This is a genomic window from Nannocystis bainbridge (assembly GCF_028368995.1).
Lineage (GTDB): Bacteria > Myxococcota_A > Polyangia > Nannocystales > Nannocystaceae > Nannocystis > Nannocystis bainbridge.
This window is the reverse complement of the sequence record NZ_JAQNDL010000002.1, coordinates 350,349-365,981: the sequence shown is the minus strand read 5'-3', so window position 1 is coordinate 365,981 and position 15,633 is coordinate 350,349. Positions and strand designations below refer to the sequence as shown.

13 protein-coding genes are annotated in these 15,633 nt (G+C 72.4%); 7 read left to right on the top strand and 6 right to left on the bottom strand.

The window, feature by feature from the left end:
• Positions 1–16 precede the first annotated feature (16 nt).
• A complete protein-coding gene (locus POL25_RS19120; protein ID WP_272087535.1) occupies positions 17–946 on the top strand; it encodes a hypothetical protein in 930 nt (309 codons plus the stop codon).
• Positions 947–1,059: 113 nt separating this feature from the next.
• Entirely contained in the window at positions 1,060–2,340 is a 1,281-nt protein-coding gene (locus POL25_RS19115; RefSeq protein ID WP_272087534.1) for an RNA polymerase sigma factor, read from the top strand.
• A 51-nt stretch (positions 2,341–2,391) separates the two neighbouring features.
• Here POL25_RS19115 and POL25_RS19110 read toward each other — a convergent pair whose 3' ends face one another.
• The 3 genes from POL25_RS19110 to POL25_RS19100 all read right to left on the bottom strand — a co-directional run bounded on the left by POL25_RS19110 (position 2,392) and on the right by POL25_RS19100 (position 5,273).
• Positions 2,392–3,288, bottom strand: a complete 897-nt coding sequence (locus POL25_RS19110; RefSeq protein WP_272087533.1) for an STAS domain-containing protein — start codon at positions 3,286–3,288, stop codon at positions 2,392–2,394.
• A gap of 11 nt (positions 3,289–3,299) precedes the next feature.
• On the bottom strand, positions 3,300–3,821 hold the full coding sequence (locus tag POL25_RS19105) for a hypothetical protein (protein WP_272087532.1): 522 nt from the start codon (positions 3,819–3,821) through the stop codon (positions 3,300–3,302).
• Positions 3,822–4,235: 414 nt separating this feature from the next.
• A complete protein-coding gene (locus POL25_RS19100) occupies positions 4,236–5,273 on the bottom strand; it encodes an NAD(P)H-dependent flavin oxidoreductase (RefSeq protein WP_272087531.1) in 1,038 nt (345 codons plus the stop codon).
• Positions 5,274–5,384: 111 nt separating this feature from the next.
• On the opposite strand from POL25_RS19100, the gene POL25_RS19095 reads away from it, so the two are divergent.
• Positions 5,385–6,389 (top strand): LLM class flavin-dependent oxidoreductase, encoded by a 1,005-nt coding sequence (locus POL25_RS19095; protein ID WP_272087530.1) that lies wholly within the window; start codon positions 5,385–5,387, stop codon positions 6,387–6,389.
• 52 nt (positions 6,390–6,441) lie between these two features.
• The gene (locus POL25_RS19090; RefSeq protein ID WP_272087529.1) at positions 6,442–7,176 is read left to right on the top strand and encodes a glutathione S-transferase; all 735 of its coding nucleotides are present in this window, start codon (positions 6,442–6,444) and stop codon (positions 7,174–7,176) included.
• A 71-nt stretch (positions 7,177–7,247) separates the two neighbouring features.
• Here the strand turns inward: POL25_RS19090 and POL25_RS19085 are convergent, their stop codons facing one another.
• Entirely contained in the window at positions 7,248–7,982 is a 735-nt protein-coding gene (locus tag POL25_RS19085; RefSeq protein WP_272087528.1) for a hypothetical protein, read from the bottom strand.
• A 150-nt stretch (positions 7,983–8,132) separates the two neighbouring features.
• Between POL25_RS19085 and POL25_RS19080 the strand changes: the two genes are divergently transcribed.
• The 3 genes from POL25_RS19080 to POL25_RS19070 all read left to right on the top strand — a co-directional run bounded on the left by POL25_RS19080 (position 8,133) and on the right by POL25_RS19070 (position 12,099).
• On the top strand, positions 8,133–9,098 hold the full coding sequence (locus tag POL25_RS19080; RefSeq protein ID WP_272087527.1) for a hypothetical protein: 966 nt from the start codon (positions 8,133–8,135) through the stop codon (positions 9,096–9,098).
• Between the two features lie 621 nt (positions 9,099–9,719).
• Entirely contained in the window at positions 9,720–10,877 is a 1,158-nt protein-coding gene (locus POL25_RS19075) for a molybdopterin-dependent oxidoreductase (RefSeq protein WP_272087526.1), read from the top strand.
• Between the two features lie 130 nt (positions 10,878–11,007).
• Positions 11,008–12,099, top strand: a complete 1,092-nt coding sequence (locus tag POL25_RS19070; RefSeq protein ID WP_272087525.1) for an NAD-dependent epimerase/dehydratase family protein — start codon at positions 11,008–11,010, stop codon at positions 12,097–12,099.
• A gap of 92 nt (positions 12,100–12,191) precedes the next feature.
• Here the strand turns inward: POL25_RS19070 and POL25_RS19065 are convergent, their stop codons facing one another.
• Both POL25_RS19065 and POL25_RS19060 read right to left on the bottom strand, forming a co-directional pair.
• Entirely contained in the window at positions 12,192–12,839 is a 648-nt protein-coding gene (locus POL25_RS19065; RefSeq protein ID WP_272087524.1) for a hypothetical protein, read from the bottom strand.
• A gap of 34 nt (positions 12,840–12,873) precedes the next feature.
• Positions 12,874–15,486: an MXAN_6230/SCO0854 family RING domain-containing protein gene (locus tag POL25_RS19060; RefSeq protein ID WP_272087523.1), complete on the bottom strand. Its 2,613-nt coding sequence runs from the start codon at positions 15,484–15,486 to the stop codon at positions 12,874–12,876.
• Between the last annotated feature and the right edge of the window lie 147 nt (positions 15,487–15,633).

Here is a 15,633-nt window from a genome sequence, read left to right as displayed (position 1 = left end):
GTGCTAGCTTCGCGCCGTGCTCCGCGACCTCGAGGAATTCCGCCGGCTGTTTCGCCTCACGATCCCCGTGACCGAGCACGCCGCGTACTACCTCGACACCCTCGCGCGCTCGCCCGAGTACGAGGACCTGCCGGCGCTCGCCCTGCGCTTCGCCGCGTTCGAGGACCGCCTGGCCGCGCGCGGCCAGTCGGTCGGCGAATACCGCCAGCAGCAGCTGGTCGCCCTGCGCGACGCCCTCGGCAAGACGCCCGCCTTCCGCCGCATGTGCGCCGCCCCGGTCGGTCCCAGCCCGCCGACGCGCAGCCGCCTGTCCGAACAGGCAGGTGCGTGGCTGGTCTCGTTCGACCTGCGCGAGGCCAACTTCAGCGTGCTCAAGCTCCACGACGACGAGCGCACGCTGGGCGACGGCACCTGGGCCGAGTTCTGCGCCGCCCGCGGCGTCGACCCGGTGCTCGCCGAGTCCAAGGCGTTCCGCCAGACCGTGTTCGGCTACCTCGAGCCGAAGAAGGCCCAGCGCCTGCAGCACGGGCTGACGGCCGCCCTCGCCGACGAGCTGCGGCGCGGCGGCCTCGAGGAGCGGGCGATCGCCACCATCTCGCACGACGAGCTGATCCTCGGCTTCCCCGGCGACGATTTCGGCCTGGCCCAGCTGCGGGCCCTGCTGGCCGGCATCGCCCCGGCTTCGCGCCGCCCGGCCCTGCGCGCGAGCGTGTTCCGCAGCACCGCGCTCGAGCCGGGGGTCGAGCTGCGCAGCTTCTACACGCTCGCCGACGACGCCGCGCCGGCGCTGCGCCACCGCGCCCTGGTCGGCGTGCCCGGCAACCTGTTCTACGTCTACTTCAAGCGCCACGTGCTGGCGGCCCCGCTCGATCGCCGCGACCTCTACTTCCGCGTCGAGCAGCGCCTGGCCCAATGGGTCGTCGACGAGCTGCCCCCGGCCCCCTGATCCACGATGTTTCGACTGCTATGATTGGCCGCCGGCCCGCGCTCGCCGCCACCGAACCGCGATCTTTCGCCCTGCCCTTGCGCCGGCCCACGACAGTGGTCTAGTCCCTTCGCGTGCCCCCCGACACCCATCGCGCCATCCACGCCGTATGGCGCCTCGAGTCGGCCAGGCTGATCGCCGGGCTCACCCGCTACGTCCGCGACCTCGGCATCGCCGAAGAGCTGGCCCAGGACGCGCTGGTCGCCGCGCTCGAGCAATGGCCGAGCGCCGGCGTGCCCAACAACCCCGGCGCGTGGCTGATGACCGCCGCCAAGCACCGCGCCATCGATCACCTGCGCCGCGTCGAGCGACACGGCCGCAAGCACGTCGAGCTCGGCCACGTCCTCGACGTCCAGCAGGACGCGCCCGCGGCCGTCCTCGACGCCGCGCTCGACGACGACGTCGGCGACGACCTGCTGCGCCTGGTGTTCACCTCGTGTCACCCGGCGCTGTCGAGCGAGGCCCGCGTGGCGCTGACGCTGCGCCTGCTCGGCGGCCTCACGACGCAGGAGATCGCGCGCGCCTATCTGGTGCCGGAGCCGACGATCGCCCAGCGGATCGTGCGGGCCAAGCGGACCCTCGCCGACGCCGACGTGCCGTTCGAGGTCCCGCGCGGGCCGGCTTTGGCGGCCCGCCTGTCCTCGGTGCTCGAGGTCCTGTACCTCATCTTCAACGAGGGCTACTCGGCCACCTCCGGCGACGACTGGATGCGGCCGGCGCTGTGCGAGGAGGCGCTGCGGCTCGGCCGGATCGTCGCCGGGCTGATGCCGGACGAGTCCGAGGTCCACGGCCTGGTCGCGCTGATGGAGATCCAGGCCTCACGCGCGCGGGCGCGGGTCGGCCCCGGCGGCCAGCCGGTGCTGCTGGCCGAGCAGAACCGTGGCCTTTGGGACAGGTTGCTGATCCGCCGCGGCCTGGCCGCGCTCGAGCGCATCGACGCGCTCGGCGGCGCCCGCGGCCCCTACGCGATCCAGGCCGCCATCGCCGCCTGCCACGCCCGCGCCCTCACCCCCGAGGCGACCGACTGGGCCAAGATCGCCGCGCTCTACGGGACTCTTTATCAGTTGTCGCCGTCGCCGGTGGTCGAGCTCAACCGCGCCGTCGCCGTCGCCATGGCCGAGGGCCCGGCCGCCGGCCTGGCCATCGTCGACACCCTCGTCGACGAGCCGGCCCTGGCCCGCTATCACCTGCTGCCGGGCGTGCGCGGCGATTTTCTCTTCAAGCTCGGCCGCTTCGCCGAGGCTCGCGCCGAGCTCGAGCGCGCCGCATCCTTGACCCGCAACGCCCGCGAACGCGACCTCCTGCGCGACCGCGTGGCCGCCTGCGACCGCGCCCTCGCCGGCGAATCGAAGTGACCGGCGAATCCTCGCACCGCGCGGCGAATCACAGCACCGGGGCGCGCATCATCACCGACCTCGACCCGGTCCATTCACCACCGGCGCGATCCGCAGCTGACGCAGCGCCAGCGCGTGGCTGATGCCGTCCTGCAGCGAGCGCATCGTCTTGAGGCTCGCCAGATCGACCCCGAGGTCGACGATCGTCTGCGCCACCCCGGGCGACAGCCCCACCAGCAGCAACTGCGCCCCGAGCAGCCGCACCGCCTGGCTGGTGCGGATCACCAGCTCGGCCGCCTCGGCGTCGAACAGCGGCACCCCCGAGATGTCGACGATCACCACGCTCGCACGCGCCTCACCGATCGCGTTCAGCAGCCGCTCCGTCAGCATCTGCGCCCGCTGGGCGTCGAACATCCCGACCAGCGGCACCACCAGGATGCCCTCGTGGACCGGCGCCACCGGCGTCGAGGCCTGGCGAATGACCTCGAGCAGCCGCGTCTTCTCGGCGAAGGCCGCCTTGAGCTCCTCGAGCTGCGACTCGAGCTGACGCACCTCCAGCCGCGCCGCCTGCTCCTGGAACGTCTGCTCGCGCTGGGCCACGAACCGCATCGCCCCGACCAGCACCAGCTGAAACAGCCAGTCCTCGACCCGCTGGCGCTCCCCCGGCTCGGCCCCGCTCGCCGCCGCCAGCACCAGGGACCGCAGCGAGGTCGCCAGGTGCCGCAGGTCGGCGTAGGCCAGCGCCCCCGAGAATCGCTGCACCAGCGCCAGCATCGCCTCGCGCCCGGCCGCGTCCTTGCCACTGGCCGCGTCGGCGATCAGCGCCGCGATCAAGCCCTCCGCGATCGCCGTGCAAGTCGCCTCGCCCGCGCTGCGGAACACGCTGCCCGCGCGCCCTGCCAGCCGCTCCGCCAGCTGCGAAGCCAGGCCTGCTCGCTCGTGTTCGATCCACGCAAAAGCCGCTTGCATCGCCGACCGCCTCAGAAGCTCACCAGATACGTGCACGACGAGCCCCCCTCGTCCATGCACCCGCCTGCCCCGTGCTCGACCAGCGCCGCCGCGCCGACCCGCGAGCAACAGCCCTCGATGATGCCGATGTTGAGCGGGCACGGGCCGAGCGTGCTCCACACCAGCCGCGCGCTGTCGTCGTCGTCGAACTCGCAGGTGATCCCGCCGAGGTCGGCGCCGCCGCGCACGTTGAGGCGATAGGCCGCGTCGAGGCCCATCAGCAGGCGCTTCACGTCGTCGAGGCCGGGCGGGAACGGGGCCGTCTCGATCATCTTCTTGCCGACCGCGATCATCGCCCCGCGGCCGATCTTCTCGTAGATGGCGAAGTACACTTCGATCGCCCAGTTGATGTCGTACCAGCGCTTGGGGTCGATGCTGTCGACCCCGGCGTCCTGCAGCACCTTGTGCACGAGCGCCTCGGAGTGGCCCAGCCCGAGCAAGAATGAATAGAGCGCGGCGCCGTTGTACTGTCCGCCCGATCTGCTGGTTCGCACGAGTCCTCCGACCGCTGGACATCTCCGCGCGACCGGCAGGACCTCGGAGCTACGAGGACCGCGCGCACGAGCTACCACGTGTACCGCGAACGACGCGCTTTTGTCCAGCTCGCTGGAATTACGGCCCTGAAATGCGCGCACCCGGCCGCTCGGGACCGCGAATCGTCCGCCGACCCTGCCGCGACGTCACAGGAATGCGCGGCTCCCCGACCATCGAGCCCAGCCGCGCGAAAGCCCGGCGAGAACGCGTTTCACCGCCCGCTGCGTGGTCGCATGTGCCGAAGCGACACACCCGCCCCCCACGTCCGGCGAACCGAGAATCCGGCTCTCTTCGCGCCTCGCCGGTGCCCCGCGATCCGGCGCTTCACGCGGCGCCCTATGGCCATTCATGGACTGCCATGATTCCCTGGCGCGTCACGTCAGCTCCGCCTCGGCGATCAGCAGCGCCATCAGCTCGGCCGCCGGCAGCGGGCGGCCCAGCGGCGCCCCCTGCCCTGCCCACATTTGCATGATCTCGGTCCGGCCCTGCGCCGCCGCGGCCGCGCGGATGTCTCGCGTCAACCCTTGCTGCTGCGGGAACGGGGCCGCCTCGACGGCCGCGAACGCGTCGCTGAAGCGATTGCGGATCCCACGAGCCGGCCTGCCGCTGAACGCTCGCGTCACCACCGTGCGAGCGGCCGTCGCCAGCGCCGCGCGGTGGGCCGCGCCGGTGCCTGCCTCCGGGCACGTCATGAACGCGGTGCCGAGCTGCACCCCGGCCGCGCCGAGCCCGAGCATCGCCCGGATCGCCCGACCGTCCATGATCCCGCCCGCCGCGATCACTGGCACCTGCACCCGCGCCGCGATCTGGGGCACCAGCGTGATCGTCCCGACCAGCGCGTCCGTGAACGAGCCGAGGAACGTCCCGCGGTGCCCGCCCGCCTCCGAGCCCTGGGCGCACACCGCATCGACCCCCAGCGACGCCAGCAGCTCCGCCTCCTCGACCGTCGTCGCCGTCCCGATCACCGCGATCGATCGCGCCTGCAGGGCCTCGATCTGGGCCCGCGTCGGCGCCCCGAACGTGAAGCTGAACGCCGCCGGTCGGACCCGCAGCACCGCCTCCAGCTGCTCCGCGAACTCCGGCGCCGGGCGCCCCGGCGGCGCCTCGGCGGGCAGCCCGAGCTCGCGGCGGAACCCGGCGAGGATCGGCGACACGCGCGCCGCCGCGGCCGGCTCGTCGGGTGCGTCGGCGCGGACGAACAGGTTGAGCGCGAACGGCTGCGTCGTCAGCGAGCGCAGCTTCGTCGCCGCCGCCTCGATCTCGCGCGCCGTCATGTACGCGCAGCCGAGCGAGCCGAGCCCGCCCGCGTTCGTCACTGCCGCTGCCAGCTCCGGCGTGTCGGGTCCGCCGGCCATCGGCGCCTGCACGATCGGCCACCTCGACGGCAACGCCTGCGCTCGTCCGTGCGTCATCGCCGGTCATCATGCCTCAGCATCGGGCGCACGCCCACGGCGAACTCCTCCGTCCTCCCTGTGACCGGTGCGATTCGGGCCTGCGCCCGCCGCATCGCGTAAGGTGAGCCCGTGGTCTCGTTCTCCGTCCTCGACCTCGCACCGATCGCCCAGGGCACCGACGCCGGCACCGCCCTGCGCAGCACGCTCGAACTCGCCCGGCACGCCGAGAAGCTCGGCTATCACCGCTTCTGGCTGGCCGAGCACCACAACATGCCCGGCATCGCCAGCGCCGCGACCGCGGTGGTCATCGGCCACGTCGCCGGTGGCACCAACACCATCCGCGTCGGCGCCGGCGGCATCATGCTGCCCAACCATGCCCCGCTGATCATCGCCGAGCAGTTCGGCACCCTCGACGCCCTGTTCCCCGGCCGCGTCGACCTCGGCCTCGGCCGCGCCCCCGGCACCGACATGCGGACCACACGCGCCCTGCGGCGCAACCTCGCCGGCGACGTCGACAACTTCCCCGACGACGTCGCCGAGCTGATGGGCTACTTCCGGCCGGTCGTCCCCGGTCAAGCCGTGCAGGCCGTCCCGGGCGCCGGCGCCGACATCGAGGTCTGGCTGCTCGGCTCGAGCCTCTACGGCGCCCAGCTGGCCGGCATGCTCGGCCTGCCGTACGCGTTCGCCTCGCACTTCGCCCCGGCCGCGCTGATGCGGGCGATCGACGTCTACCGCCAGCATTTCCGCCCGAGCGAGCGGCTCGAGCGGCCGCACCTCATGGTCGCCGCCAACGTCATCGCCGCCGACACCGACGCCGAGGCGCGGCGCCTGCTCAGCTCTCTGCAGCAGATGTTCGTCTCGCTGCGGACCGGTCGGCCGGGCCTGCTGCCGCCGCCGATCGAGGGCTACGACGCCCGCCTCGCCCCGCACGAGCGCGCCATCCTCGACGACGTCCTGTCGTGCTCGTTCATCGGCGCCGCCGACACGGTCCACGCCGGCCTGCAGGCCTTCCTCGCCCGCACCGGCGCCGACGAGCTCATCATCACCGCGCAGATCTTCGACCCCGTCGCCCGCCTGCGCTCCTACGAGATCGCCGCCGAAGTCCGCGACCGCCTGCACAAGGCCGCCCGCTGAACTCTCTGCGCGTCGCCGACGACCCTGACCTCGGCCACACTCGCTCATCACCATGCCCACCGCCGATCTCTACGAGCTCTACTACTGGCCCGGCATCCCCGGCCGCGGCGAGTTCGTCCGCCTCGTCTGCGAGGACGCCGGCGCGCCCTACCTCGACGTCGCCCGCCGGCCCGCCTCCGAGGGCGGCGGCGAGGCGGCCATCGTGCGCGCCCTCGAGTCGTTGCCCGGCCTGCCCGCCTTCGCCCCGCCGATCCTCCGCGCCGGCGACCTCGTGATCGCCCAGACCGCCAACATCTGCGGCTTCCTCGGCGATCGTCACGACCTGTCCCCGGGGACAGATGGCGGCCGCGCCGAGGCCATGCAGCTGCAACTGACGATCAGCGACCTCGTCGCCGAGGCCCACGACACCCACCACCCGATCTCGAGCGCGCAATACTACGAGGACCAGCGCGACGCCGCCGCGCTGCGAGCCGCCGCCTTCCGCGACGCCCGGCTGCCCAAGTTCCTGGCCTACTTCGACCGCGTGCTGCAGCGCAGCGGCGGCCCGTGGCTGCTCGGCGAGGCCTGCTGCCACGCCGACCTGTCGCTGCTGCAGGCCCTGCTCGGCCTCGAGTACGCCTTCCCCCACGCGTTCGCCCGCCACGCCCGCGGCACGCCCGCGCTGCTGCGCCTGGGCGACCGCGTGGCCGCCCGCCCGCGCATCGCCGCGTACCTGGCCTCCCCGCGGCGCCTGGCCTTCAACGAGCACGGCATCTTCCGCCGCTACCCCGATCTCGACCCCTCCTGAGGCCCGATCCCGAGGTTACCTTCAGGACATGTCCCTGAGGACATCTCACCGCTCGGCCGCTCGCCCCGCCGTCACGCCCCGATCCCGCAGCACGACAGCGCCTTGGCCTCGAGCCCCGCGATGTCGCTGCAGACCTGCTCGGGAGCACACTCGCCGAACTTGACCCCCGCCTCGAGGCACTCGCAAGCCGCCTCGGTGCAGCGCATCATCATCTCCGGCTCGCCGGCGCACTTGCGCGTGTACTCGCAATTCTCCGAGCCGTCGCCCCCGCCGGTGAGCTCGCAAGAATCGCCGAAGCCGCACACCTCCTCCTGCGCCTTGCCCTCGTCGGTGCACGGTCCGACCTTGCCCTGCTCGAGGTCATCGAGCTGCGCGCAGGTCAGCTCCGCGTGACACTCGTACGTCGCCACCACCGCGACCCGGCACTCGCCATCCAGCTCCACCAGCTCCGCCTCGCAGTCCTGCGGGCACGTCGCGGCCTCCTCCGGCGTCAGCCCGATGCACGCGACCAGCAGCGCGCAGTACTTCTCGCAGGTCGTCGGCCCCGGCTCTCCGGTGCTCGTGCTCGTCTCGCCGGGGCCCGTCGCGTCGCCGTCGCTCGTGCTCGTCGCGCCGGGCTCGGTCGCCTCGCCGGTGCTCGTCGCCGTCGATCCCGAGGTCGTCGGCCCCGTCGCTCCGTCGCTCGTCGACGCCGATTCGCCGCCCGTCGCCGTCGGATCGGTGCCGCCTTCGGTGTCGTTCTTCTCGCCCGGACAGCCCGCCAGGGCGCATGTCATCAAGATCATTCCAAAGTTGTGAAACTGCATGTCCTCTCCCTTTACGATGACCAGGCCGGCAGGCACGACATTGCCACGATTTCGCGCACACGACCGCCCCACCGCCTTTGGTTCGTCGGGCGGAACCGACCTCGCTCCCCGCGTATTCCGCGGTCCACGGACCTCGGCTATCCTGCGAGCATGGTCTGGGGCGGAGCCACAGTCGACGCCATCGCCCGCCTCAAGCGCGAGCAGGCCGTCATCGCCAGCAAGCGCAGCTCGATCCGCCCGCATCAATTGGGCGCAGGCTCGCCGAAGGAATCGTTCGACTGCATGTTCCTGTGCGACGTCTGCGGTTACCTCTGCGACACCGATCCGGCCTGCCCCTCGTGCGGGCGCACGGCCTGGATCGACCTCGACTATTGGCACGTCGCCGAGGCCCTGCGCGAGCGCGAGGAGGAGGAGCGTCGGCACCCGCCCGACCGCCTCAAGTGGCAGGTCCGTCTCGCGTCCGTTGCGGCCGGCGCGGCGATCGGCATCGGCTGCGCCGGCGGCCTCGCGCTGGCCGGTCTCGTCGCGCTCGGCTGGCCGTCGCTGCTCGGCCTCGGCGGCGGCGCCACGGCCCTGGCCCATCGCCTCGGCCGGCGCCGGATCGGCCGCGCGTTGATGCTGCGCGGCAGCAGCCGACCCACGCGCTGGCACATGCCGCTGCCGCTGGTCGCCGCCGAGGCCGTCGTGGCCGCGCGCGCCGTCGGCCAGCCGCAGCCCCGCGGCCCGCTGCTCGCCGCCCCGTTCTCCGGCCGCCCGTGCCTCGGCTACGAGCTCGGCGTCCTGTTCGACGCGCCCGGCGACGCCTGGCCGCCGATCTGGGTCCTCCGCGAGATGCGTTCGAGCGCGTTCGACATCGACGGTCGCCACGTCGAGGCCGACGCCGTCACCCTCGGCCTGCCGCTCACCGCCGTCACCCGGCCCGCCATGACCGAGAGCGCCCGCCAGCGCTTCCTCCGCCAGCGCGGCCTGTTCCTCGCCGACGGCCAGTTCGAGCTGTTCGAGGCGATCGTCGAGCCCGGCGCGGCCTACGAGGTGCAGTGGCCGTCGGCGCCAGCCGGGGTCCCGCCCGTGATTCACGCGACCACGGGCGTCGCGCCACGCGGCGCCTATCGCTGAACCTGGGCTTTTTTATAGACATGTCCACCCGGACATGTGCTCTCGCGCATGCCCGGGATGGCGGGCGAGGATCACTAGCGAGATTGCGCGGCCCTTCGCCCCTTAACATGTCTATGCGGACATGTCCTCTCGACCATGCTCGCGATAGAGGAGAATGCTCCGTCCGCGAGAGATTGCGCGAACCATCGACATTTCACATGTCCATTCGGACATGTCCTCTCGCCCATGCCCGAGATGGCGGACGATGGTCGCGAGCGAGATCGCGCAGACTCTCGCCCATTCACATGTCCATTCGGACATGTCCTCTCGCGCATGGCCGCGATGGCAGACGATGCTCCGTCAGCGAGCGAGATTGCGCGGACTTTTTCGACCCTTCGCCGGCTCGTTCACGCACCGCGCCGCCCGCGAAGCCCGCGCAGGCGTGCGCTGCGGCCCCCTCACGCCGCCCTGAGTGACGCAGGCCCACGCTCGCGTCGACCGCCAAGAATCACCGCACACCGCGTTCCCCCGCGCGGACCGTCCGGGCCGCCGTTGCCGGCCGAGCTCGCAGTGATAGCTTTCGAGGTCGCCGCCGCGCACGGTCGCGACCGGCGATTCTTCTTCTCGCAAAGAGGGGACCTCGTGCCGCCGAAGCCACCGCCCAATTACGTCGTCCAGCCGACGCCCTCGGCCTATTTCATCTCGCGGGGCAACGGCTCGGAGGAGATGAATTTCGGCGCCGCGCCCGAATACGGCGACCTCGTCCCCAACGATCGCATGTACATCCACAGCCGCGCCGCCCCGCCCCCGATCGACCTCACCACCTGGCGCCTCCACGTCGCCGGCAGCGCCGTCGCCAAGCCGCGCGCCTTCACCTACGACGAACTGCTCGCGTTCCCGGCCGTCACCTGCCGCCGCGTCCTCGACTGCGGCGTCAACTGCCGCGCATTCTTCCCCCGGGTCTCGCCGTACCAGAGCATCAAGTGGTTGCCCACCGGGTGGACACAATGGCACTTCGGCGCCGTCGGGGCGACCGAGTGGACGGGCGTGCGGGTCAAGGACCTCCTCGACGCCGTCGGGCTCGGCCCGGCCGCCAACGCGCAGTTCACCAGCCTCGACGCCGTGGCCACCGAGGCCGGCGATCTGCCGTATTCGCAGGTGATCGCCATCGACAAGGTCCTGGCGGACGACACCCTGCTCGCGTATCGCATGCGCGACGAGCCGCTGCCGATCGATCACGGCTATCCCCTGCGCGCGATCTTCTCCGGCTGGGGTGCCAACTCTGCGGTCAAGTGGCTCGGCCGGATCGAGGTCTCGCAGGAGCCGCTGCCGCTCACCCACTTTCAGCGCAATCAGGTGCTCGCGGGCCCCGATTACGCCGAGCCGATCCTGGCCACGGTGGGCCCCGTGCGCAGCGCGTTCGAGCTGGCCGAGGACATCACCCTCGGCCCCGGCGATCGGACCCTCCACGGGCGCGCGTGGTCGGGCGCCGGGGCGATCGAGCAGGTCGAGGTCCGGATCGATCGCCAGGTCGCGCAGGACCGGTGGGCCCCGATCTGGGAGCCCGGGTGGCGGTCGGCCAAGCTCCTTCACGCGCCGGAGCCGATGATGTGGGTCCGCTTCGAGGTGACGTGGAAGGACGCCGAGCCCGGACGCTACCGCCTGATGGCGCGGGCCAGCGACGACGCCGGTCGCGTCCAGCCGCGGCCGGAGGCGATGGTCTGGAATCAACACGCCGTCGGCTACAACGGCCACGCCCCGCTCGAGCTGTCGGTCCTGCCGCAGTCCAACATGCCGTAGCGATCCACGAATCGCCCGCACCGTCGGGTCAGCCTGCCGTGAGTCGCAGGGAGCGAGCCGGCCGTCCATGGCCAACCGGCTGCGCGCCGCTTTGCGGCCCGCCCCCGGCCTCGTACCCTTGCGACAGGCCATGCCCACCCGTCGCCGCTTCCTCGCGCTCTCCGCCGCCCTGTCGGCTGCTGCCTGCGGCCCGCGGCCGGCCGTCGTCGCCCCCGACAGTCCTGCCCGCCCGCTCGACCTGCTCGTCCTCGGCGGCACCGGCTTCATCGGCCCGCACCTGGTCCGCCACGCCGTCGCCCGCGGCCATCGTGTCACGATCTTCACCCGCGGCCGCCGACAAGCCGAGCTGCCCGCCGGCGTCGAGCGCCTCACCGGCGACCGCGACGGCCAGCTCGAAGCCCTCGTCGGCCGGCGCTGGGACATCGTCGTCGACGACTCCGCCACCCGCCCCGAGTGGGTCCGGCAGTCCGCGCAATTGCTCAAGGACCAGGTCGGCCGCTATCTCTATACCTCCTCGACCGGCGTCTACTACCCCTATTTGCGAGCGGGCGCCGACGAGGCCTGGCCCGTGCGCCTCGAGGCCACCGATCCCGCCGACGGCTCCGAGGCCTACGGGGTCGCCAAGGCTCGCAGCGAGCGCGAGGTCCTGCAGGCCTTCGGCGAGCGCGGCCTCGTCGTCCGCCCGACCTACATCGTCGGCCCCGGCGACACCACCGATCGCTTCCCCTACTGGCCGGTCCGGCTGCAGCGCGGCGGCGACGTGCTCGCCCCCGGGCGCCCGGGCGATCCGGTCCAGCTGATCGACGTCCGCGACCTCGCCGAATTCATGCTGCGTCTGCTCGAGGACGGCCGCAGCGGGATCTACAACGCCGTCGGCCCGCGCGAGCCGATGACCATGCCGCAGTTCCTCGCGGCCGCGCAGGCGGCGGTCAACCCCGAAGCCCGCCTGGTGTGGGTCGACGACTACGCGTTCCTCGAGGCCCACGGCATCTCGGATGCTGTCCCCTGGGTCATGTTGAAGGGCAACGACCTCGGCCACATGTCGACGCGCAACGCCAGGGCCGTGGCCGCCGGCCTGCGGTTCCGCCCGCTCGCCGAGACCGTGCGCGACACCCTCGCCTGGTGGCCGACCGTCCCAGCCGAGCGCCGCGACGCCCCGGAGTTCGCCATCACCCCGGAGCAGGAGGCGAAGGCCCTGGCCGACTGGCGCGCCCGCGGCTGATCGCCTCGACCTCGGCGCAGGGTGATCGAAGACATGCTCTAAAGAACATGTCCCTCGCGCCATCTCGCGACACCCACCGCCCGCATCACCGCCTATGTGTCTTTCGGGCCATGTCCCTCCCGCGGCACCAGGGTGATCCGCTCGAGCTGCAGCTCGTCGCGGTGGGCCGCCAGGAAGCGGACCAGGCGATCGAACCGGCGGTGATCGCCGCCCTGGCGCGTCCACGGCACCTCCACCCGCAGCCGCCTCGGCCCAGTCCACGCCAGGCGTGCCTCGGGCTCGACCACCCGCACCGCCTCCGCCGCCAGCTCGTGAGCGCGCCGCAGCACCAGCTCGACGCGCCCGAACCACACCGCGCCGTGAAGCTGCCAGTGCTTCAGATCGCCGACCGGCACCCGGTAGCGGCCGATCCGCCCGCGCAGCCAGCGATCCGCCGGCGGCTCGCGGCCCTGCGCGCTGCGGACCAGCGCCAGCACGTTCCACAGCAGCAGCGCCGCGAACACCTGCGGCACCATCGCCACCGCGCACACCAGCCCGGTGAACATCCCGGCCATGCGCGCCGCGGCCCACAGCTCGTGCGGCGGCCCCGGCTCCGACCAGGCCGGCAGCCCCTCCCGCAGCGCCCGCTCGAGCGCCGTCTCGGCGAAGCTGCGATACGACTCGCGGGCGATCCGGGGCTGTGCTTCGAGCGCGCGCATCGAGCCGTCCTCGATGCTAGCAGCCGCGTCGAGGTCGCGCACGCGGACCGCCGCGAGCGGACAGCCGGACCGCCGCTCACGTCAGCAGGTCGCTGGCCGCGATCGGAGCGATGACCCGCTCGCGGAACAGCGCGTAGCACACGCTGCCCGCCGGCAGCTCCACGTCGCCGTGCAGCAGCGCCGCGAACACCGGCGCTCCCTCGGCCGCGGGCAGCTCCGCCGGGCTCGCCCCCTCACCGGCGCGGAGCCGCCGCAAGAACGCCTCCGCCGATTCATCGGCCCCACGCTCGAACCCACGCAGCCCGTCTGGCCCACGCACCACCACCCGCTGGCCGCGGGCCGCCGCGTGCAGCAGCGCCAGCTCGTACATCGAGATCCGGGCCCCGCTGGCGAAGTAGCCGATCATCTCCGGGCAGATCTTCGTGATCGCCTTGTTCGAGGTCTCCACGTTGTTGAACTCGAATTCACCGGTCGTGTACACGTCGAGCCAGTGCATCGTCGACTCGGCGACATCGAGCACCAGCGGCATGAACACCCCGTTTTCGCCCTGCAGATCGAACTTGAGCTCGACCTTGCGGACGTCGAATTGCCGGCCGCCGAGGTCCGTGCGCAGCATCATCCCGGCCCACGCCCGCTCGAGCTTCGAGAACGGCATGCCAGCGTAGTTGTTGACCACCATCACCGCGTAGCGGATGCCCTGGGCCCGGGCGCGCTCGCGGTGCACGTCGACGAACTCGGCCGCGCCGTCGGGGTACGGCGCGTCGCGCAGGTCGCCCGAGCTCTGCGCGATCGGCCGCTTGTCGGCCCCGTCGAATCGCAATTGATAATAGGAGCACACCCCGACGTAGGCCCATTGCTCGTCGTAAAAGGCGACCGAGAGGTCGATATCGGTGGAGTCGCCGACCTCCGGCTGACACCAGTGGAGGAACAGGCGCACCACTTCGCCGGCCGGCAGCGCCACCTTCGTACCGCGCGACAGCGACACCGCGGCGCGGCTGGCCGTGCGCTCGTTGAACGGCACGATCACGTCGCGCAGCCCCTCGTCGAGCACGCAGGTGGCGAACTTCGGCTTGTCGGCCAGGCGGCGCAGCAGCTCGCGCTCGACCACCTGCCCGGCCGCGGCGATCGCCTGCGGGGCCAGCGTGGGCCGGACGTCCGGCGCCGAGACCCCCTTCGCCACCTGTCCCTTGGGCCAGAACAGCCGCACCGCCGCCGGCCGCCCGCGCGTCGGCAGGTGGCCGTGCAACGTCAGCAGCAGCGGGTTCGCCAGCCGCGGCGCCGCCGCGACGAACGCCGAGATCACCACGTCCTGCGCCGCCGCGTCGGCGCCCGCGATCCGCAGCGCGTGGTCGAAGCGGCGCCCGAGCTCGCCCGGTCGCTGCCGCAGCTTCTCGATCATCGCCGGCGCGTCGCCGGCCCGCGCCGCCGCCTCGATCGCCGCGTGGAAGCCGATGAACCGCGGCGCCGGCGTGCCGTCGGGCGCCTTCTTGCGCACCACCGCGAACGCGCGCGCCACCTGCGGGAACTGCTCGGCGAACTCGTGCGGATGCAGGAACTTGCCGACCCACTGCCAGTACGAGCGGTGGCGCAGCATGTCCTCGACCAGCCCGTCGGGGTGCATCGCCTCGAGGTGGGCCAGCAGCGCCCGCCGCAGCGGCCGGCGCAGCGGCCCCACCTTGAAGCGGTACGCGTGGATCGGCACCGACACCGTCTCCGCCTTGGGCAGTCGCCGGCCGCCGGCGAAGATCTTCTCGATCCGGGCGGCCAGCCCGCTGGGTTCGGCCGCGCCCTCCTTCGGCCGCGCCACCAGCCGCTTCACGGTCGCGCCCTGCAACGACGGATCGGCGCCCGAATAAACCGCCAGCGTGCGCAGCACGTCGGTCGCCGTCGCCAGGTGCGCCTGTGCCATCGCGAACGTGGCCGGCGCGTTGCACTTGCGCAGCAGCGCCCCGAAGATCCGCGCCACGTTCTCACGCACCGCGATCTTGTCCGGCAGCCACGCCAGCACCTGCTCGGCGAAATCGTCGACAATCGCTCCGAGGTCCGTCGCGTCGACCGGCGACATCACCTGCGTGCGCGCGCAGAACGACTCGAACAGCTCTCGCGCCGCGGCCGGCAGGTCCTCGCCGAGGTCGAGCAGCTTGAAGCGGACCTTCTCCTTCGGCAGGCTGCGCGCCAGGAACAGCCCCGGCTTGAAGAACGGCGAGCTGCGGTCGACGTGGTGCTCGCACACCGGGCACGCGCTGTAGTTGGCGCCGTCGAAGCAGTGGTCGCACACCACGTGCAGGCACGGGCTCAGCACGTGGGTCGTGCCGACGCGGCGGCAGAACACGCACGGCTGGCCCTCGGTCTGCAGGAAGTGACACAGCACCTTGTGCAGGTAGACGTCGCGCGTGTCCTTCGGGACATCCTCGGGGAAGCGGCGGAACAGCGGCGTGTAGGGGACATTGCCGCCGAACTGGGCCGCCAGCGCGCCGGCGACCAGGCGCGGGTGCGGCGCGAGCTCCTCGGGCGTCAGCGTCGCCAGCCGCTGCCGCAGCCGCACCGAGATCACGTACCCGAGCTGCGCCAGCTCGAGCTCGATCGCCTGCAGGTGCCGCTCGCTCGCGGTCGCCGCGCCCGGCGCCACGAACACCAGCCCCTGGCGGCGCAGGAGCGCCTCGCGCGTGGCGGTGTGCGTGACTCCCATGGGCGGCGGAGAAAAGGTGGAGGTAAGCGCCCGAGCTGGTTTCTAGAATGAGTGAGAAGGAAGCCCGGACTAAGCCTCCATCGCCAGCGTAGGCCCGCCCGCGCGTCGGCGTCAAGCCGCGCGGCCGCTCGCCCCGCCTCCCGCGTC

Excerpts from the sequence above, each read along its gene's own strand:
- POL25_RS19110 (WP_272087533.1), bottom strand. The coding sequence starts at position 3,288 with ATGCAAGCGGCTTTTGCGTGGATCGAACACGAGCGAGCAGGCCTGGCT.
- POL25_RS19090 (WP_272087529.1), top strand. The coding sequence starts at position 6,442 with ATGCCCACCGCCGATCTCTACGAGCTCTACTACTGGCCCGGCATCCCC.
- POL25_RS19060 (WP_272087523.1), bottom strand. The coding sequence starts at position 15,486 with ATGGGAGTCACGCACACCGCCACGCGCGAGGCGCTCCTGCGCCGCCAG.
- POL25_RS19080 (WP_272087527.1), top strand. The coding sequence starts at position 8,133 with ATGGTCTGGGGCGGAGCCACAGTCGACGCCATCGCCCGCCTCAAGCGC.
- POL25_RS19085 (WP_272087528.1), bottom strand. The coding sequence starts at position 7,982 with ATGCAGTTTCACAACTTTGGAATGATCTTGATGACATGCGCCCTGGCG.
- POL25_RS19100 (WP_272087531.1), bottom strand. The coding sequence starts at position 5,273 with ATGACGCACGGACGAGCGCAGGCGTTGCCGTCGAGGTGGCCGATCGTG.
- POL25_RS19070 (WP_272087525.1), top strand. The coding sequence starts at position 11,008 with ATGCCCACCCGTCGCCGCTTCCTCGCGCTCTCCGCCGCCCTGTCGGCT.